The sequence below is a fragment of the Pseudomonas sp. HN2 genome (assembly GCF_020736465.1).
Taxonomy (GTDB): domain Bacteria; phylum Pseudomonadota; class Gammaproteobacteria; order Pseudomonadales; family Pseudomonadaceae; genus Aquipseudomonas; species Aquipseudomonas moraviensis_A.
Window position 1 is genome coordinate 4,595,636 of sequence record NZ_CP085885.1, and the last position, 16,866, is coordinate 4,612,501.

Annotated in this window: 17 protein-coding genes and 1 pseudogene; 6 read left to right on the forward strand and 12 right to left on the reverse strand. The window is 59.4% G+C overall.

Features of this window, described 5'->3' with window-relative positions; all coding sequences use genetic code 11:
* Nucleotides 1-6: 6 nt before the first annotated feature.
* The 5 genes and pseudogenes from LIS66_RS28035 to LIS66_RS20390 form a co-directional block, all read right to left on the reverse strand.
* A pseudogene (locus LIS66_RS28035) lies at nucleotides 7-732 on the reverse strand (PAS domain-containing protein); the annotation flags it as partial.
* 565 nt (nucleotides 733-1,297) lie between these two features.
* Nucleotides 1,298-2,311, reverse strand: coding sequence for an ABC transporter substrate-binding protein (locus LIS66_RS20375; RefSeq protein WP_227972934.1), 1,014 nt, complete (start codon nucleotides 2,309-2,311; stop codon nucleotides 1,298-1,300).
* Complete coding sequence (locus LIS66_RS20380) at nucleotides 2,308-2,835, reverse strand: sigma-70 family RNA polymerase sigma factor (RefSeq protein ID WP_227972935.1); 528 nt, start codon at nucleotides 2,833-2,835, stop codon at nucleotides 2,308-2,310. Before LIS66_RS20380 ends, LIS66_RS20375 begins: the two co-directional genes overlap by 4 nt.
* 123 nt (nucleotides 2,836-2,958) lie before the next feature.
* Entirely contained in the window at nucleotides 2,959-3,750 is a 792-nt protein-coding gene (locus tag LIS66_RS20385; RefSeq protein WP_227972936.1) for a phosphate/phosphite/phosphonate ABC transporter substrate-binding protein, read from the reverse strand.
* A gap of 140 nt (nucleotides 3,751-3,890) precedes the next feature.
* Nucleotides 3,891-4,832, reverse strand: coding sequence for a fatty acid desaturase (locus LIS66_RS20390; RefSeq protein WP_227972937.1), 942 nt, complete (start codon nucleotides 4,830-4,832; stop codon nucleotides 3,891-3,893).
* A gap of 323 nt (nucleotides 4,833-5,155) precedes the next feature.
* Between LIS66_RS20390 and LIS66_RS20395 the strand changes: the two genes are divergently transcribed.
* On the forward strand, nucleotides 5,156-5,572 hold the full coding sequence (locus tag LIS66_RS20395) for a GNAT family N-acetyltransferase (RefSeq protein WP_227972938.1): 417 nt from the start codon (nucleotides 5,156-5,158) through the stop codon (nucleotides 5,570-5,572).
* 121 nt (nucleotides 5,573-5,693) lie between these two features.
* Here the strand turns inward: LIS66_RS20395 and def are convergent, their stop codons facing one another.
* From def to LIS66_RS20410, 3 genes are all read right to left on the reverse strand, one after another.
* Nucleotides 5,694-6,233, reverse strand: coding sequence for a peptide deformylase (gene def, locus LIS66_RS20400; protein WP_042607249.1), 540 nt, complete (start codon nucleotides 6,231-6,233; stop codon nucleotides 5,694-5,696).
* Entirely contained in the window at nucleotides 6,230-7,186 is a 957-nt protein-coding gene (locus tag LIS66_RS20405) for a YihY/virulence factor BrkB family protein (RefSeq protein ID WP_039758093.1), read from the reverse strand. The genes def and LIS66_RS20405 overlap by 4 nt, the downstream gene beginning before the upstream one ends.
* A 163-nt stretch (nucleotides 7,187-7,349) precedes the next feature.
* Nucleotides 7,350-7,541 carry a CsbD family protein gene (locus LIS66_RS20410; RefSeq protein WP_042607250.1) on the reverse strand — a complete coding sequence of 64 codons (192 nt, stop codon included), beginning with the start codon at nucleotides 7,539-7,541 and terminating at the stop codon, nucleotides 7,350-7,352.
* A 194-nt stretch (nucleotides 7,542-7,735) separates the two neighbouring features.
* Between LIS66_RS20410 and LIS66_RS20415 the strand changes: the two genes are divergently transcribed.
* Entirely contained in the window at nucleotides 7,736-8,113 is a 378-nt protein-coding gene (locus LIS66_RS20415) for a hypothetical protein (protein WP_042607251.1), read from the forward strand.
* Between the two features lie 265 nt (nucleotides 8,114-8,378).
* Here LIS66_RS20415 and fadD1 read toward each other — a convergent pair whose 3' ends face one another.
* Nucleotides 8,379-10,076 carry a long-chain-fatty-acid--CoA ligase FadD1 gene (gene fadD1, locus LIS66_RS20420; protein WP_227972939.1) on the reverse strand — a complete coding sequence of 566 codons (1,698 nt, stop codon included), beginning with the start codon at nucleotides 10,074-10,076 and terminating at the stop codon, nucleotides 8,379-8,381.
* Between the two features lie 349 nt (nucleotides 10,077-10,425).
* Nucleotides 10,426-12,114, reverse strand: coding sequence for a long-chain-fatty-acid--CoA ligase FadD2 (gene fadD2, locus LIS66_RS20425; RefSeq protein WP_042607253.1), 1,689 nt, complete (start codon nucleotides 12,112-12,114; stop codon nucleotides 10,426-10,428).
* 225 nt (nucleotides 12,115-12,339) lie between these two features.
* On the opposite strand from fadD2, the gene LIS66_RS20430 reads away from it, so the two are divergent.
* Nucleotides 12,340-13,284 carry an alpha/beta hydrolase gene (locus tag LIS66_RS20430; RefSeq protein WP_227972940.1) on the forward strand — a complete coding sequence of 315 codons (945 nt, stop codon included), beginning with the start codon at nucleotides 12,340-12,342 and terminating at the stop codon, nucleotides 13,282-13,284.
* A 42-nt stretch (nucleotides 13,285-13,326) separates the two neighbouring features.
* Entirely contained in the window at nucleotides 13,327-13,797 is a 471-nt protein-coding gene (locus tag LIS66_RS20435) for a MaoC family dehydratase (protein ID WP_003227420.1), read from the forward strand.
* 265 nt (nucleotides 13,798-14,062) lie between these two features.
* Here LIS66_RS20435 and LIS66_RS20440 read toward each other — a convergent pair whose 3' ends face one another.
* On the reverse strand, nucleotides 14,063-14,530 hold the full coding sequence (locus LIS66_RS20440; protein ID WP_042607255.1) for a PA2169 family four-helix-bundle protein: 468 nt from the start codon (nucleotides 14,528-14,530) through the stop codon (nucleotides 14,063-14,065).
* 206 nt (nucleotides 14,531-14,736) lie between these two features.
* Here LIS66_RS20440 and LIS66_RS20445 point away from each other — a divergent pair, with 206 nt between their 5' ends.
* Nucleotides 14,737-14,973: a DUF3820 family protein gene (locus LIS66_RS20445; RefSeq protein ID WP_003227425.1), complete on the forward strand. Its 237-nt coding sequence runs from the start codon at nucleotides 14,737-14,739 to the stop codon at nucleotides 14,971-14,973.
* A gap of 30 nt (nucleotides 14,974-15,003) precedes the next feature.
* A complete protein-coding gene (locus LIS66_RS20450) occupies nucleotides 15,004-16,185 on the forward strand; it encodes an aminotransferase class V-fold PLP-dependent enzyme (protein ID WP_227972941.1) in 1,182 nt (393 codons plus the stop codon).
* Here LIS66_RS20450 and LIS66_RS20455 read toward each other — a convergent pair.
* Nucleotides 16,182-16,763 carry a hypothetical protein gene (locus LIS66_RS20455; protein WP_042607256.1) on the reverse strand — a complete coding sequence of 194 codons (582 nt, stop codon included), beginning with the start codon at nucleotides 16,761-16,763 and terminating at the stop codon, nucleotides 16,182-16,184. The genes LIS66_RS20450 and LIS66_RS20455 overlap by 4 nt on opposite strands.
* Nucleotides 16,764-16,866 lie beyond the last annotated feature (103 nt).

The following is a 16,866-nucleotide window of genomic DNA, read 5'->3' on the forward strand; positions in this document are numbered from 1 at the left end:
TTTGGCGTCGAACAGCGGGTTATACGAAGCCTCCAGATAAACCATCTGCCCGGACTTGTTCTTGCGTTCGAAGCGGTGCGAGTGATATTCGCCGCGATTGAGCGAAGCCCAGAACGCCTTGTACTGCGCGGATTCGGCTTCGGCGCGGTGACAGAACAGGCTGTGGTGCTGGCCGACAATTTCATTGTGCGTGTACTGCATGGTTTGCAGGAAGTTGTCGTTGGCGCTGATGACATGGCCTTCAGGGGTGAACTCGATCACCGCCATGGAACGGCCGATCGCCGCCAGCATGGCTTCTTCTTCATGCTCTTTGTTGATGCGTGCGGTGATGTCCGCCGCAACCTTGATGACACTTCTGACCTGTTTGTCGGGACCGAACACCGGCATGTAACTGGCCTCGAGCCAGATCTCCCGCCCGCTCTTGTTCAACCGCAGAAAAGTCCCGCTGAGGGGTTCACCACGGGCCAGGTCACGCCACAACTTTGCGTAGTCCTCGCTGCGATAAAAGCTTTCTTCGCAGAAGATCCGATGGTGTTTGCCGCGCACTTCATCGGCGTTGTAACCCATGGTCTTGCAGAAGTTTTCGTTGGCGTCGAGGACGATGCCTTCGGGCGTGAACTCGATCATGGCCATCGAGCGGCTGATCGCTTCGATTTTCGCGTTGGCCTCGGTCAGCGCACAGCTGAAGCGCTCGATTTCCCGCAGGTCAGCCTTGCGATGTAGGTTGAACATGGTTGTATCACCTTCCGCGCGTTCTTTGATTTGATGAAAGTCCAGGTCCTTCAAGATCCACCACTACGTTCCACAGAACAGGCACACGCCTTCCTCCAAGAGAGGAAGTTGTCAGGTGATAAATGATGATCAATCGGAGGGGTCGTGCAGCGACGCTCTGATCAAGACATCCTTTTCTTGATAGCCCGCATGCGGGCCAGCCCTAACGCGTAGAAGAACTTCCATGTAGGTGACGCTCCTTGTTGGTTCAGTGTCGGTGCCTTGGATCGCGCACTCTGGCAGCATGAATCACGGACCAACCGTGATGCCGCTGTCATGGATGGCATGACGCTCGACATGGTTAGTTACCTGCAAGGATAGCCAGCGTGACGCCGGGCGCAAGGCCACTAGTCGGCCAGTATCTGGCATTTTTTGTACAAGAAACGGTTCAGCGCCCGGAAAAATGTTGCCTGAGCGGACGCTTTCGCGAGCAGGGTCGCTCCCCCAGTGGGTACGCATTCCAATGTGGGAGCGAGCCTGCTCGCGAAGACGTCATTTGATGCACCACAAAAACATCGGAGAACAACTACAAACTCCCCTTCACCTTATTCGCCACCTCCCCCGGCACCCAAGCTGTCCAGACCTGCGGCTGATCACGCAAAAACGCCTCGGCCACCGCCCGCGGTTGCAGGCGTTTTTCACTCATGCCGGCCAATGTCTGGTTGAGCAGATCAATCGGCAGATCGACTTTCTCAAAGAACGCGACCAGCTCCGGGTACTGCGCCTTGAACGGCGCCGACACGCCAATCGCCAGGCTCGCCGGCATCGAGCGCGTGCCCTGCGGATTCGGGTTGTTGGCATCGGCAAGGGTTTTCCATGCCTCGGCATCGAACGGTGGCTCTTCCAGCTTCACCAGTTTGAAACGCCCAAGCAACGGCGTCGGCGACCAGTAATAGAACAGCACCGGTTTGCCGCGTTTGATCGATGACGCCACCTCGGCATCCAATGCCGCGCCGGAGCCGGTGCGGAAGTTGACGAAGCTGTCGCTCAGACCATACGCCTTGAGCTTCTGGCTGTTGACGATTTCCGAGGTCCAGCCGGTCGGGCTGTTGAGAAAGCGCCCGCGGCCCGGGTCTTCCGGGTCCCGGAACACATCCTTGTAGCGCGGCAGGTCAGCGACCGATTTCAGTTCCGGCGCCAGCGCCTTGATTCCGCGTTCCGGGTCGCCCTTGATCACATATTCCGGGACCCACCAGCCTTCGGTGGCACCTTTGACCGTGTCGCCGAGGCCGAATACCTTGCCCTCGGCGGCAGCCTTGACCCACGCCGGACTGCGCCCGGCCCACTCTTCGCCGATTACCTGAATGTCGTTTTTCGCCAACGCCGCCTCCAGGCTGACCGTGCTGCCCGGCAACGTGTCGGTCGGATAGCCGTAGCCTTTTTCCACGATCAGACGCAGCACTTCAGTGATGAAACTGCCGCTCTCCCACGTGATGTCGCCGAAGTGAATCGGTGCGCTTTTTTCGGCTGCGCAAACAGCCCCGACGCTCAGGCTCAGCGCCAGCAGCGTGCGGCCGAGCAGGGTTTTGATCGATGTCATGCAGACCTCTTTTCTTCCAGGAATTGGTTGGCGCTGTGGCGATCGCACAGCGCTTGGGAACGAGCCATGTACACGCTCACCGAACGCTGTGAGATGCCCAGTTCGGCAGCGATTTGCGGGTAGGTCAGGCCATCGATACGCGCCAGCAGAAAGGTCGACCGGACCTTGGCCGGCAAGCGATGCAGGCTGCGATCAAGGCGATCGAGAGTTTGCGAGAGCTGAGCGAGGTGTTCAGGCGACGCCGCGACATCGAGGTCGGACTGCTGACGATGCCGGCGTTGCAGATCCGCACGGCGCCAGTGCTGATAGAGCACACGCTGCGCGATCGTCGTCAGTAAGGCGCGAGGTTCGCGAATCGCCGTCAGCGACGGGGCTTCGAGCAGTTGAGCGAAGGTTTCGCCGGCAATGTCTTCCGCGCCGGCCACGTCGCGCGAGTGTCGACGCAGGTAATCACAGAGCCAGCGATAATGCGCGCGGAACAGGCGTTCCACGGTGTCGCGATGGAATTGATCGGCGCCGGACATAGGGGCTCCTGGGCAAGGGTCGCTGAATGTCCGGTGTTCCGGTGGCGCGATCGTAGCAAGGCGCCTTATGCGTTAATAATATTTAAATATTATTTTTATATTCACTTTGGTAATTAGGTCGAACTAGCGCAGTTGCCCATAGCCCTGAGCTTCAGCGTCTCGCTGATAGTCGAGCAGCACCTCATAGTCGCTTTCAGTTGCCGGCAGAACTTCAGGCAAACCCAAGGTCTGCACTACCTCAGGCAATTCATGCAACGTCTGATTCATCACTTGCAGCAGCCGTTCGACCTGCGCGTCGCTGGCACTGGCAGCCGTGATGAATGGCAGCGTCGGGCTCAACGCACTGAGCGCAACCACACGTAATCCGCTGACTTCTTCGGGCGCGTGCCGGGCGATATAAGCGAACGTGACGCTGTCGATCGCGGCCAGGTCGGCGAGGTTTTCCCGCAGCCAGCGCAGGCTCTCGCGGTGGCCGCCACTGATGCCGACACTGGCGAAAAACCGGCCGTCCAGCTGCAGCGGCGCCAGACGCTGGCGCAGCAGGTTCATCCCGCTGTTGGAATCTCCGCTGTTGATCACGCCCCGGCTGTGGCGAAAGTCGCCAAGCGAATAGCGCGGATCAACAGCGCGGCCAACGATCAGGCTGCAATGCTGGCCGCCGCTGGCCTCAGGCAATTCATAGCGCGGCCGGCCAATGAGACGGACCCGGCCACGCAGCGCTGTCATCAGCGGATAGCCGCAGGTCTGGGTGAGCAGCAGATGCGGCGATAGCCACAGTTCGGGCAGCGTCAGCTTTGTCGCGTCGAGTCGGCTGTGGCCGAGGTGTTCGAGGATGCGCGCCAGCCATTGTTCATTGGCCACGCGGACGGGCTCCGGGGCCGGGTACATCAGCAGTTCGGCGTGGTGTTGGGTCATGCAAATTTCTCCCCGACAACAAAATCCCCCTGTAGGAGTGAGCCTGCTCGCGATAGCGGTATGTCAGTGACAAACTCAGTTACTGATACGACGCTATCGCGAGCAGGCTCACTCCTACAGGGGATTGTGGTGTTTCTGGATCAGTGAAACGGATGCTCCGGGCTATCAATCGGTTTGAAGCCATGTTGTCGCCACAACTCCCCATACCCCCGCACGACAAACCCGCCACTGCGCGCAATCCACTGCTCGCGGTGCAGCCGGTAGACCTTGGGCAAGTCGTACCATGCCAGCCCCGGCAGGTCGTGATGCACCAGATGAAAATTCAGGTTGAGAAACAGCCAGCGCCACGGCCAGCCAGCCTCGTTGAGCACGGTGCGTTGCTCGGCCTGGGCATGCGGTCGATGCTCGTGAAACGAACGGATCATCGCGATCGACAGCGCCGGTACGCTGATCAGCAACAGGTAATGCCACACCGGCAAAATGCTGTAGCGGGCAATGAAACCCAGCATCAATAGAGTAACCACGCCGTGGCTCAGCCACATCAGCCAGGCTTGCGGATCAGCGTTTCGCAAGCGCTGCTGCTCCTCGCGCGCTAACGCCGTCAACGCCAGCGGCGCGCCAATCACGAAGCGTCCGAGCACCGTTTTGTTCAGCCAATGCACGCTGCGCTCGAACGCCGAGCCGTCCCGCCAGCTCGCCGAGGTCAGATAACGACTTTCCGGATCGACGCCCGGCACCGTCAAGTCTTCCTCGCGGTGATGACGCAAATGGCTGTCGCGATACAGCGTGTACGGATACCACACGGCAAACGGCGCGTAGCCGAGGATTTTATTGTTGAAGGTCGAGCGGGTCGGATGGCCGTGAAGCAATTCATGCTGCAGCGACAACCACAACACCAGCAGCGGGATCAGCAGCAACGTACTCAAGCCGCGTCCCAGCCAGGCGCTGTTGAGGAGGATGGCGAACCAGCCGGCGTACACACCGATCAGCAACAGCCAGGTCGGCCATTCGCTGCGGGCGGTGAAGCGCTGGCGCAGGGTTTCGATCTGCTGGCGATGCTCGGCATCAAAGTAAAAAGCCATGGCGTTGCTCGGAACGGAAATCGTCCCCTTCTGTGCAACGAGGCGGTGCAATCTTGCAGATTATTTTTCTGATGGCGTGGAAGCCCGAGAGACGGGCTTCCGAAGGGTTTGCTCAATGGCCGAAGATGTCGACTTTCTTGGCTTTCTTTTCTGCGCGTTTTTCAATTGCGGTCTTGGCCGGCTTCTTCTTCGCGGCTTTCTTTGAATCCATACCTTTGGACATGATCGGTACTCCACTCACAGGGATGTGAGATCAGGTATACACCTATCCCGCGCCGCGCGTTCTTTTATAATCGGCGCTTTTCGAACCGACAGTCCGAACCATGCCCGACATCCACTACAGCCAGCTCGACGAACCGTTGTGGCCGCTGATGAACAAGTTCTACCGCAGCCACCAGTCCTCGATGAAGGCCGTGCGCGAGGCGCAACTGTGGGTCGCGCGGAGTGGCGAGATCGTGGCGGCGCTGTGCCTGCGGCAGGTATCGGGCGGCCACTGGCTGACAGGGTTGTTTGTCGATCCGGGGTGTCGGGAACAGGGAATTGCCGGGCAGTTGATTGCGGCGGCGGTTGCTCAGGTGGACGGGCCGGTGTGGCTGTTCTGTCATCCGGATCTGCGCGGGTTTTATGAGCGGCGCGGGTTCAGCGTTGATCCGGCGCTGCCGCAGGCGATGGCCGAACGGTTGAGCCGGTATGCGCGGAGCAAGCCGATGATTGCGATGGGGCTCAATCCCCCAGCCTGACGCAGTCCCCTTGTAGGAGTGAGCCTGCTCGCGATAGCGATCTATCAGTCACCGGATTCGTCAATGACAGACCGCTATCGCGAGCAGGCTCACTCCTACAGGGAATTGTGGTGAGTCTGGATCAGTCGTCGGCCATGGGATCAAGATCCGGGAACAGCACTTCGGTAAAGCCGAACTTGCTGAAATCGGTAATCCGCGACGGGTACAGCCGACCGATCAGGTGATCGCATTCATGCTGCACCACTCGCGCATGAAAACCCGAGGCCACGCGCACGATCGGCTCGCCCTTGGGATCGAAGCCCTCGTAGCGAATCTGCTGATAGCGATCCACCGCGCCGCGCAGGCCAGGTACCGACAAGCAGCCTTCAAAACCCTCTTCCATCAGCGGATTCAAAGGCGTGATCAGCGGATTGATCAGGATCGTCTGCGGCACAGCCTCGGCGTCCGGGTAACGCTCGCTGTGCTCGAAGCCGAAGATCACCAGTTGCAGATCGACGCCGATCTGCGGTGCCGCCAGACCCACGCCACCGACGCTTTCCATGGTCTGGAACATGTCGTCGATCAACTGCCACAGCTCGGCGCTGTTGAACATCTCCGGCGGTACCGGCGGGGCGATGCGCAGCAGGCGCTCGTCGCCCATTTTCAGAATTTCACGGATCATGGTCGCGCTTCATCAGTGTCCGGCTTGAGCGAATGATCGCGGCCCAGGCCCGAGACGTGTTGTTTGCTGGATTCGTCGGGCTCGCCAGGGGCTTTCTCGCCCTTGTCCTTGCCTTCGGCGGACATGTGCTCGATCACCGCATTCATTTCCGCGCCGAGCAACAACACCGCCGCGGAAATATAGAAATACAGCAAGAGCACGATGATCGCCCCGATGCTGCCATACATCGCGTTGTAGTTGGCGAAGGTTTTCACGTAGAAGGCAAAACCCAGCGAGGCGAGGATCCACACCACCACCGCCAGCACCGAGCCGGGTGTGATGAAGCGGAAGTCCTGTTTGACGTCGGGCATCACGTAGTAGATCAGCGCCACCGCGACCATCATCAGAATCACGATCACCGGCCAACGCGCAATCGTCCACACCGTGACGATGAAGTCTTCCAGCCCCACTTGTGCGGCGATCCAGCCCATCACCTGCGGCCCGAGCACCATCAGCGCGGCAGCGATCAGCAGCATGCCGGCAATGCCGACGGTGTAGACGATCGATAGGGGAAAACGCTTCCAGACCGGCCGGCCTTCGACCACGTCGTAAGCGGCATTCATCGCGCTCATCATCAGGCGCACGCCGGCGGACGCGGTGTACAGGGCGATCACGATACCGATTGAAAGCAGGCCACCCTTGGATTGCTGCAACTGGTCGATCACCGGGTTGACCTGCTCCAGCGCCTGCGGCGGCAGGACCAGTTCGGATTGCAGGCGCAGCCAGGAGAAGAAGTCCGGAAGATGGAGGAAACCGATCAGGGCAATCAGGAAGAGAATGAAGGGAAACAGCGAGAACAGCATCTGGTAGGCCAGTGCCGAGGCGTAGGTCGACATTTCGTCATCGACGAACTCAGTGACCGTGCGCACCATCACCCGGTGCAGGGGCAGACCTTTCATGTCCGGAAATATCATTCGCGTCTCCTTGCGCCGCAAAAGGTTGAAGTCGTGGCGACTCAGGGGCCGTTTTTTACCTCAAGGTAGCCTGTTTGGCGATCCTTCGGCGGATGACCGCAGGGTTCTGATACAAAAACGGCCATCTTTGGATGGCCGCTCGTGTGATTCGTTCAAGGCTCGCTTACGCCTTGTCGACGCCTTTTTTCACAGCGTCCTTGGCGTTGCCGACCGCTTGCTGGGCTTCGCCTTTTTTCTCTTGAACTTTGCCTTCCGCGCGCAGTTTGTCGTTGTCAGTGGCCTTGCCGACGCCCTGTTTGACGTTACCGACAGCTTCGTTGGCCATGCCTTTTACTTTATCGCCTGTGCTACTCATGGTGTTTCTCCGTGATGCATATAGGGAAGAAAAGTCATTACGTAACGATTGACCGGTGCGCTTTGCGCCGAGTTTCATTTATTTTTGCGGGATTTCGTCGCGATGCGCAGGTTGCGCTTTATGTTTGCCGGCGTTGCCCCGAGAATGCTCAGCCTATGGGCGTTGCGCCCCGCACACCGATTCGCAGGAATGTCATGAAGCTCAATAAAACCCAGGCCATCGCCCGTCGCAACCAGCAACTGGGCGGCGCCGTGCTCGGCACCAACAACTGCCACTTCGCCGAACTGAACCGCAACCGCAACATCTGGTGGTTCGACCTGCCGGTGTCGCGTCTGGCGATCGGTCAGTACGAGTGGATTCACTTGTTGCTGCACACCCCGGCCACCGATGAGTTGCTGCACTTGAAAGTGCCGACGGTGTTCCTGCGCGAAAAGCTCGAAGGTCTGGTGATCCGCAATGAAGGCAAGCGCAAGGCGGCGCTGAGCCTGGAGCTGAGTGCCGACAAGGATTCGTATCTGCAGGACATGCGTCCGGCGGGGACCAACGTGAATTTTGCGCCGTTTCGTCAGTAGGATTTGTGGCGTCAGCCCTTCCCCTCACCCTAGCCCTCTCCCAGAGGGAGAGGGGACCGAATGGGGGATATTCAAGAGATACGCCGACCTGATCGAGCTTACTGAATCCATAATCGACTCGGTTTTTCAGGTTGATGCTCAACGCCAGACATCTCGATCGGCTCCCTCTCCCTCGGGAGAGGGCTGGGGTGAGGGGCCGCTTCACCGCATGATCAAAGCCCTGCTCTGCACCAACAAAAAGCCCCGCATCTGCGGGGCTTTTTATTTACGCGGCAGACGCGGCCTTGAGCTTCTTCAGCTCTTCATCACGCAACTCGCGGCGCAGGATCTTGCCGACGTTGGTGGTCGGCAGCGCGTCGCGGAATTCCACCGAGCGCGGCACCTTGTAGCCGGTGACGTTGGCGCGCATGTGGTCCATGACCTGCTCCTTGGTCAGGGTCACACCCGGTTTGGCGACAATGAAAATCTTGATCGCCTCGCCCGATTTCTCGTCCGGCACACCGATCGCCGCGCACTGCAACACGCCCGGCAAAGTCGCCAGCACGTCTTCCAGTTCGTTCGGATAAACGTTGAAACCGGACACCAGAATCATGTCTTTCTTGCGATCGACAATGCGCATGTAGCCGTCCGGCTGGATCAGCGCGATGTCACCGGTTTTCAGCCAGCCGTCGCTGTCGAGCATTTCATCGGTGGCTTCCTGACGCTGCCAGTAGCCCTTCATCACTTGCGGGCCCTTGACGCACAGCTCGCCGATTTCGCCCAGCGGCTGCTCGACACCGGCATCGTCGATGACCTTGCACAGGGTCGACGGCACCGGAATACCGATCGTGCCGATCTGGATGTGCTGGATCGGGTTGACCGTGGCCACCGGGCTGGTTTCGGTCATGCCGTAGCCTTCGCAGATGGCGCAACCGGTCACGGCTTTCCAGCGCTCGGCTGCGGCCAGTTGCAGGGCCATGCCGCCGGACAGGGTGACTTTCAGCGCGGAGAAATCCAGCTTGCGGAAACCTTCGTTGTTGCACAGCGCCACGAACAGGGTGTTCAGACCGACGAAACCGCTGAACTTCCACTTCGACAGCTCCTTGACCATCGCGGGCAGGTCGCGCGGGTTGCTGATCAGGATGTTGTGGTTGCCGATCAGCATCATCGCCATGCAGTGAAAAGTGAACGCATAGATGTGGTACAGCGGCAGCGGCGTGATCAGGATCTCGCAGCCTTCGTTGAGGTTGGAGCCCATCAGCGCCTTGCATTGCAGCATGTTGGCGACCAGGTTGCGGTGGGTGAGCATCGCGCCCTTGGCCACGCCGGTGGTGCCGCCGGTGTATTGCAGCACCGCGACATCGCCGCTGTCCGGGTTGGCTTCGGCCACTGGCTGACCGTGGCCCTTGCTCAGCACGTCGTTGAACTTGATGGCTTTGGGCAGGTGATAGGCCGGGACCATTTTCTTCACGTACTTGATGACGCTGTTGATCAGCAGGCGCTTGATCGGCGGCAGCAGGTCGGCGACTTCGGTGACGATGATGTGCTTGACGCCGGTCTTCGGCACCACGGCTTCGGCCAGGTGCGCCATGTTCGCCAGGCACACCAGCGCTTTGGCACCGGAGTCGTTGAATTGGTGTTCCATTTCCCGCGCGGTGTACAGCGGGTTGGTATTGACCACGATCAACCCGGCGCGAATGGCACCGAAGACCGCGACCGGGTATTGCAGGACGTTGGGCAGTTGCACGGCGATTCGATCACCGGGCTGCAAGTCGGTATGCTGTTGCAGATACGCGGCAAAGGCACCGGACAGTTCGTACAGTTCACCGTAGGTGATTGTCTTGCCCAGGTTGCTGAAAGCCGGTTTGTTGGCGAAGCGTTGGCAGGATTGCTTCAACACTGCCTGAATGTTCGGATACTCGTCTGGATTGATCTCGGCTGCGATTCCCGCCGGGTACTTATCCTTCCAAAAGTCTTCGATCATGGAAGCCCACTCCTCAGCAACGCGAATTCTTCACCGCATTTGATGCGATTATTATTGGTGTGTGTTTTGTATTGGTGAATCCGGCGTTTTACAGGCCGAGAAGTCACAAAGCGCGCCGAGAGTAGCAGCTTTGCCGAGGGTCGACCAGAGCCAAACGTGGGCCCTACAGTCATATTGATGACTCAAGACTTGCCAGCGGTCATTTTAGAGCAAAAATCCTATTAAACCGTAAAAGCCCCATAGTCAGGGGTGTAAAAGCAAAAGATCGCAGCCTTCGGCAGCTCCTACAAAGGGAACGCATTCCAAATGTAGGAGCTGCCGAAGGCTGCGATCTTTTCGCTTGTGACCTTTATGCGATATCGCGCAACTCGCGCCGCAGAATTTTCCCTACAGGCGTCATCGGCAACGACTCACGCAGCACGATGTGTTTCGGCACTTTGTAGGCGGTGAAATTCTCTTTGCAGTAGGCCTTCAGCTCTTCAAGACTGACACCGGTTTCCCGCGCCACGACAAACAGCTTCACCGCCTCCCCCGAACGCTCGTCCGGCACACCGATCACCGCGCAATTGGCGACTTTCGGGTGCGCCATGACCACGTCTTCGATTTCGTTCGGATACACGTTGAAGCCGGAGACGATGATCATGTCCTTCTTGCGATCGACGATACGCACGAAACCGTCCGGGTCGATCACGGCGATGTCGCCGGACTTGAACCAGCCTTCGGCATCGAGCACTTCGGCGGTGGCCTCGGGTTTGTTCCAGTAGCCCTTCATGATCTGCGGGCCTTTGATGCACAGCTCACCGCGCTCGCCCAGCGGCTGCTCAACGCCGTCATCGTTGATGATTTTCACCAGCGTACCCGGCACCGGCAGGCCCACCGTGCCCAAGCGCGATTGGTCGCCGTAAGGGTTAGTGCAGGCCACCGGCGAGGTTTCGGTCAGGCCGTAGCCTTCGGTGATACGGCAACCGGTCATCTGCTCCCAGCGCTCGGCGGTGGCCTTGACCAGCGCGGTGCCGCCGGAGTTGGTCAGCTTCAGGCTGGAGAAATCCAGGGTCTTGAAATCGGGATGGTCCATCAGCGCAACGAACAAGGTATTCAAACCCAGCAATGCCGAGAAGCGCCAGTTCTTCAACTCCTTGATGAAGCCGGCGATGTCGCGCGGATTGGAGATCAGCACGTTGTGGTTGCCCGACACCATCATGCACATGCAATTCGCGGTGAACGCATAGATGTGGTACAGCGGCAGCGGCGCAATCATCACCTCCTGGCCCTCGCGCAACAGCGGCTGACCGTCCGGGCCGAGCTGGGCCAGACAGGCGCGCACTTGCTGCATGTTCGCCACGAGATTGCCGTGGGTGAGCATCGCGCCTTTCGCCAGGCCGGTGGTGCCGCCGGTGTATTGCAGCACGGCGATGTCCTCAAGGCCGACGCTCAGCGGTTTGATACCCAGGCCACGCCCCATGCGCAGCGCGCTTTTGAAGGAGATCGCCTGGGGCAGCGAATACTCGGGAACCAGTTTTTTCACCTTGCTGACCACGGTATTGACCAGCCAGCCCTTGGCGGCGGGCATCAGGTCGCCCATCTTCGCTTCGATCAGGTATTGGATATCGGTGTCGGGCAGCACTTCCTGGACTTTCTGCCCGAACAGATTCAGGTAGACCAGCGCACGCGCACCGGAATCCTTGAATTGATGGCGCATCTCGCGCGGCGTGTAGAGCGGGTTGGTGTTGACCACGATCAGCCCGGCGCGCAAGGCCCCAAACACGGCGATCGGATAATGCAGGACGTTGGGCATCTGCACCGCGATGCGGTCTCCCGGCACCAGATCGGTATGGGCCTGCAGATAACCGGCAAACGCCGCGCTCTGGCGCTCAAGCTCGGCGTAGGTCAGGGTGATGCCCATGCTGCTGAACGCGGGGCGGTCAGCGAACTTCTTGCAGGAACGCTCAAACACTTCGATGACCGACTTGAACTCGCCCATGTCGATGTCCAGCGGTACGCCGGCCGGGCGTTTGTCATTCCAGAAATCAGGTTGCATTGTTCTTGTCCTCTTTACCTGAGCCGATCCGGGAGCCGCTTTCTGTCGTTTCTGCTTCGTCCATGGAAGGCGAAAAGCACAAAGCGGAGCTTCACGGACACTAGCAGCTATGGCCATTGAGGCAAATATGACGCAAGCCCTCATTGATCCCGTGAATCTTCCTGCCGTGGCGTGGGCTGATCAGACGCGCTATACACTGTGGCGATGCTGAGCAAAGGAATCGCCATGACCCACGACACCTTCTGGCTGGACGCGAGTGACCGCAGCCGCCTGTACGTAAACCGCTGGCTGCCGGCCACGCCCTTGAAAGCGGTGATTCTCGTCGCCCATGGCATGGCCGAGCACAGCGCTCGCTACGCCCGCCTCGCCGACACCTTTTGCGACAAAGACTATGGCGTCTACGCACCGGATCTGCGCGGCCATGGCCGCACCGCCGACAACGGCACCCTCGGCCATTTCGCCGATGACGATGGCTGGTGCAAGGTCGTTGGCGATCTGGCCAGCCTCAACCAGCACATCGGCCAGCAACACCACGGCGTGCCGATCATTCTGCTCGGGCACAGCATGGGCAGTTACCTCGCCCAGGCCTATCTGCTGCACCACAGCGCCAGTCTGCACGGGGCGATTCTCAGCGGATCGAATTTCCAGCCAGTGGCCCTGTATCGCGTCGCCCGGCAGATTGCCCGGTTGGAAAAACTGCGTCAGGGCGGCAAGGGCCGCAGCGCGTTGATCGAGTGGCTGTCGTTCGGCTCGTTCAACAATAAATTCAAACCGCTGCGCACCCGTTTCGACTGGCTGAGCCGCGATCCGGCCGAGGTCGACAAATACGCCGCCGACCCATTGTGTGGCTTTCGCTGTACCAATCAGTTCTGGATCGACCTGCTCGGCGGCTTGCAGCAAATCAGCAAAGCGTCCAATCTCGCGCAAATCGATCCGGGCCTGCCGCTGCTGGTGATTGGCGGCGAATGTGATCCGGTGAGCGAGGGCAAGCGTCTGACTGATCTGGCCAACGCCTTGCGCAGGGCCGGCAGCCAGCACCTGCAACTGAAGATCTACCCGCAGGCCCGGCACGAATTGTTCAATGAAAGCAATCGCGACGAAGTGACCGCCGATGTGCTCGCCTGGATCGATCAGGCCCTGAGCCATCCGCGCCCGCAGCGCAGCGAATAATTTTTTGTGGATTCACTGAATCCGTCACAGGAATCGAAACCGATGACCCAGGTTACCAACATCCCTTACGAAGCCCTCGAAGTCGGCCAGACCGCCAGCTACAGCAAGACTGTCGAAGAGCGCGACATCCAGCTGTTCGCCGCGATGTCGGGCGACCACAACCCGGTGCACCTGGACGCCGAGTTTGCCGCCGCGAGCATGTTCAAGGAACGCATTGCCCACGGTATGTTCAGCGGTGCGCTGATCAGCGCCGCGGTCGCTTGCGAACTGCCTGGGCCGGGCACTATTTATATCGGTCAGCAGATGAGCTTTCAGAAACCGGTAAAGATCGGCGACACGCTGACGGTGCGTCTGGAGATTCTCGAGAAACTGCCGAAATTTCGCGTGCGCATTGCCACTCGCGTATTCAATCAGCGTGATGAGCTTGTGGTGGATGGCGAGGCGGAGATTCTCGCGCCGCGCAAGCAGCAGACGGTAACGTTGCCGACATTGCCGGCGATCAGTATTGGCTGATGGGTTGTAGGGTGTCAGGTAGAGCCTTTCCCCTTCACCCCAGCCCTCCCGAAACGTCGGACCGCCCCCAAGGGGGCGAGGGGGAAAGGGAGCAGATTTGAGTGTTTTTCAAATCCTCAATCGACTCGATCATTCAGGTCGATGTTTAGCGAAAGACACCTCGGTCAGTCCCCTCTCCCTCCGGGAGAAGGCTAGGGTGAGGGGCTTTTCCTGCGGGCACAAAAAAACGCCAGACTAGCTGGCGTTTTTTGTAGCCGACTAACTCTTACGAGTTGGCACGAGCCTGGTTACGCAGGGCTTTCACCTGATCGTGGTTGCGTTGTACGCCGTGGTACTGACGCTCAACCAGGTCACGAATACCCACCAGATTGTGCTTGGTGATTTTTTCCAGCGCTTCCTTGTAAGCCTTCAGGGCATGGTCTTCACCGCGCTCGGCTTCGTTCAGCACAGCCTCTTCGTCTTTGCCGGTGAACATGGCTTTCACGTCGACCCAGCGACGGTGCAGGTCACCGCTGACGCTGGTGGAAGTTTCCGGATCGCCGCCCAGCGAACGAACTGCCGCTTGCAGCTCAGCTGCGGCAGCGGCGCAATCAGCTGCGCGAGTCACAAACAGGCTTTTCAGCTCTGGGTGCTTGATGTCTTCGGCGCAAGTCTTGAAACCTTCCTGACCGTCCTTGGAGGTTTCGATCAGGTCATTGAGTACCGAGATGGATTCTTTGTTTACGTCAGTCATTTTCCAATTCCTTGCGGTTGGTTGAAGATGCAAGGGATATTGCAGTGTGCGTGCCAGTTTCCTTATTGAGAATAAAACCTTGTTTTTCAGTGACTTATAAAAGATTGAACCATCTGTATGCTGGTTTTTTGCATGATCTGTCATTTGGCCTGCATGCAGAATGCCTGTATTTTCCAGACTGATCTGAAAACCAACGAAGCGCGCTGATGAATCCGGAAAAACTCGAACTGCTGATCACCCGCGAGATGCCTTTCGGCAAGTACAAGGGCCGAATCATTGCCGACCTGCCCGGCCCCTACCTGAACTGGTTCGCCCGTGAAGGCTTTCCCCACGGCGAACTCGGTGGTCTGCTCGCGCTGATGCAGGAGATCGACCACAACGGCCTGTCCGACCTGCTTGAGCCGCTACGCGCCAAACATGGCAAACCCGCCCCGCGCCACTGAAGCGCCCTCCTCTCTTGAGCCATGCCGACCATGCCTGACAACACCCGCCGAGCCCGTGACGAAGCTTTCTGGCAAACCTTTGCCGACCGATACGATGTGCAGCCCGGCCCGGTCAACCTGGAGAACGGTTACTTCGGACGCCTGTCGCGCACGGTGATCGAGGAATACCAGCGCAACATCGAGCTGATCAACACCAGCAACTCGGTTTACGTGCGCCAGCGCTTTGAACAGCACGACAACCTCGAGATCCGCGCGCAACTGGCCGAACTGATTGGCGTACGCGCGCAAAGCGTGGCCCTGACGCGTAACGCCACCGAAGGCCTGCAATCGCTGATCCGCAATTACAATCGCCTGCAGCCGGGCGATCAAGTGCTGATCTGCGACCTCGACTACGACACGGTCAAAGGCGCCATGCGCTGGCTGGCGAAACACCGCGGGGTCGAGGTCATCGAAATTGCCCACCGCCATCCGGCCAGCTTCGAAAGCCTGCTGGAAAGCTACCGCGAGGCGTTCATCCGCCATCCGAAACTCAAACTGATGGCCCTGACCCACGTCACCCACCGCACTGGTCTGGTCATGCCGGTGCAGGCTATCGCCGCGCTGGCCAAAGAGCATGGGGTCGACATTATCCTCGACGGTGCCCACGCCCTCGGGCAGATCGAATTCGATCTGCAAGCGTTGGGCATCGCTTTCGCCGGCTACAACCTGCACAAGTGGATCGGCGCGCCGCTGACCCTCGGCTTCATTTATGTTGCCCCGCAGCGTCTGGCCGACATCGATCCGGACATGGGCGAGATGCACTATCCGGTCACCGACATTCGCGCGCGCACCTCGTACAGCACGCCAAACATCCCGGCGCTGATGACCCTGCCGCTGGTGTTCGAAGAGCACAACGCCCTCGGCGGTGCCGCAGCCAAAAGCGCACGCCTGAATTACCTGCGCAATCTCTGGGTCAGCGCGGTGCGGGAGCTGCCGGGCATCGAGGTGCTGACGCCGGATGATCCGCAACTGTATTGCGGGATCACCTCGCTGCGCTTCACTCGTCATGCCGATCAACAGGTCATGGTTGAGCGCCTGCTCAACGAGTTCAACCTGTTCACCGTGGTGCGCACCGGCGCCGCATGCGGGCCGTGCATCCGCGTTACACCGGGGCTGACCACCACGGCTGGCGAAATGGAGCAACTGGTAGGGGCGCTGAACCAGCTGCGCTAGAACGGCACACCGGATTTTTTTTCGTAGCCTTCAAGGCCAAGCTGCGACGATACGGCGAAGGTGTCGATGCCGAGCGTCTGGCAGGCGAAGGCACCGTCGTCGAGATCCGTGCCGGCGATCGGCTGCAACACCAACCGCAAGGCTTCCTCGGCGGGCACTTCACAGTCGCAGCAGCCGGGCAGGTGCAAGGTGCCGGCCCAGGCTTCGTGGTGAGCCTGGGCGCTTTTGTCGTCGCTGGGGATGTATACGTTCAGGGAAAGGCAAGATGTGCCAAGCGCCGGGCGATCCGGGTAGATGCTGGTGAAACGGACGATGCCATGGCTGTCGGTCAATTGGCTGCCGCAGAGGCTGGTGTGGCTATCGACACGCTGCTGAATGCGCACCAACGCGCCGGTAACCGGCTCGCCGGTCATGGCATCGACCAGCAACAGACGCAGGATCAGCGGCAGGCCTTCGACCCCCTTGCTGATATTGCGCACCTGGGGTTCGGCTGCTCGGCCATCGGGGCGGCCATGGGTGGCCAGCTTCGGTTGATAAAGGGATTGTGGCGTAAGGGTCAGAGACTGAAGGTCGTCCATGAGGCGTTCTCTCTTCCATAAGATGAACGCAGGTTAACCCCGTGAAACAGCCAGCGTGCGGTAACTATGTATCGCGGCATGTACCGGCGGTTTTTTCAGCGCA

What these genes read in the sequence shown, in the direction of transcription:
- LIS66_RS20430 (WP_227972940.1), top strand. Translation starts at nt 12,340, where the DNA reads ATGACCCACGACACCTTCTGGCTGGACGCGAGTGACCGCAGCCGCCTG.
- LIS66_RS20380 (WP_227972935.1), bottom strand. Translation starts at nt 2,835, where the DNA reads ATGTCCGGCGCCGATCAATTCCATCGCGACACCGTGGAACGCCTGTTC.
- LIS66_RS20440 (WP_042607255.1), bottom strand. Translation starts at nt 14,530, where the DNA reads ATGACTGACGTAAACAAAGAATCCATCTCGGTACTCAATGACCTGATC.
- LIS66_RS20435 (WP_003227420.1), top strand. Translation starts at nt 13,327, where the DNA reads ATGACCCAGGTTACCAACATCCCTTACGAAGCCCTCGAAGTCGGCCAG.
- LIS66_RS20405 (WP_039758093.1), bottom strand. Translation starts at nt 7,186, where the DNA reads ATGATATTTCCGGACATGAAAGGTCTGCCCCTGCACCGGGTGATGGTG.
- fadD2 (WP_042607253.1), bottom strand. Translation starts at nt 12,114, where the DNA reads ATGCAACCTGATTTCTGGAATGACAAACGCCCGGCCGGCGTACCGCTG.
- LIS66_RS20450 (WP_227972941.1), top strand. Translation starts at nt 15,004, where the DNA reads ATGCCTGACAACACCCGCCGAGCCCGTGACGAAGCTTTCTGGCAAACC.
- def (WP_042607249.1), bottom strand. Translation starts at nt 6,233, where the DNA reads ATGATCCGTGAAATTCTGAAAATGGGCGACGAGCGCCTGCTGCGCATC.
- LIS66_RS20390 (WP_227972937.1), bottom strand. Translation starts at nt 4,832, where the DNA reads ATGGCTTTTTACTTTGATGCCGAGCATCGCCAGCAGATCGAAACCCTG.
- LIS66_RS20385 (WP_227972936.1), bottom strand. Translation starts at nt 3,750, where the DNA reads ATGACCCAACACCACGCCGAACTGCTGATGTACCCGGCCCCGGAGCCC.
- fadD1 (WP_227972939.1), bottom strand. Translation starts at nt 10,076, where the DNA reads ATGATCGAAGACTTTTGGAAGGATAAGTACCCGGCGGGAATCGCAGCC.
- LIS66_RS20375 (WP_227972934.1), bottom strand. Translation starts at nt 2,311, where the DNA reads ATGACATCGATCAAAACCCTGCTCGGCCGCACGCTGCTGGCGCTGAGC.
- LIS66_RS20445 (WP_003227425.1), top strand. Translation starts at nt 14,737, where the DNA reads ATGAATCCGGAAAAACTCGAACTGCTGATCACCCGCGAGATGCCTTTC.
- LIS66_RS20395 (WP_227972938.1), top strand. Translation starts at nt 5,156, where the DNA reads ATGCCCGACATCCACTACAGCCAGCTCGACGAACCGTTGTGGCCGCTG.
- LIS66_RS20415 (WP_042607251.1), top strand. Translation starts at nt 7,736, where the DNA reads ATGAAGCTCAATAAAACCCAGGCCATCGCCCGTCGCAACCAGCAACTG.
- LIS66_RS20410 (WP_042607250.1), bottom strand. Translation starts at nt 7,541, where the DNA reads ATGAGTAGCACAGGCGATAAAGTAAAAGGCATGGCCAACGAAGCTGTC.
- LIS66_RS20455 (WP_042607256.1), bottom strand. Translation starts at nt 16,763, where the DNA reads ATGGACGACCTTCAGTCTCTGACCCTTACGCCACAATCCCTTTATCAA.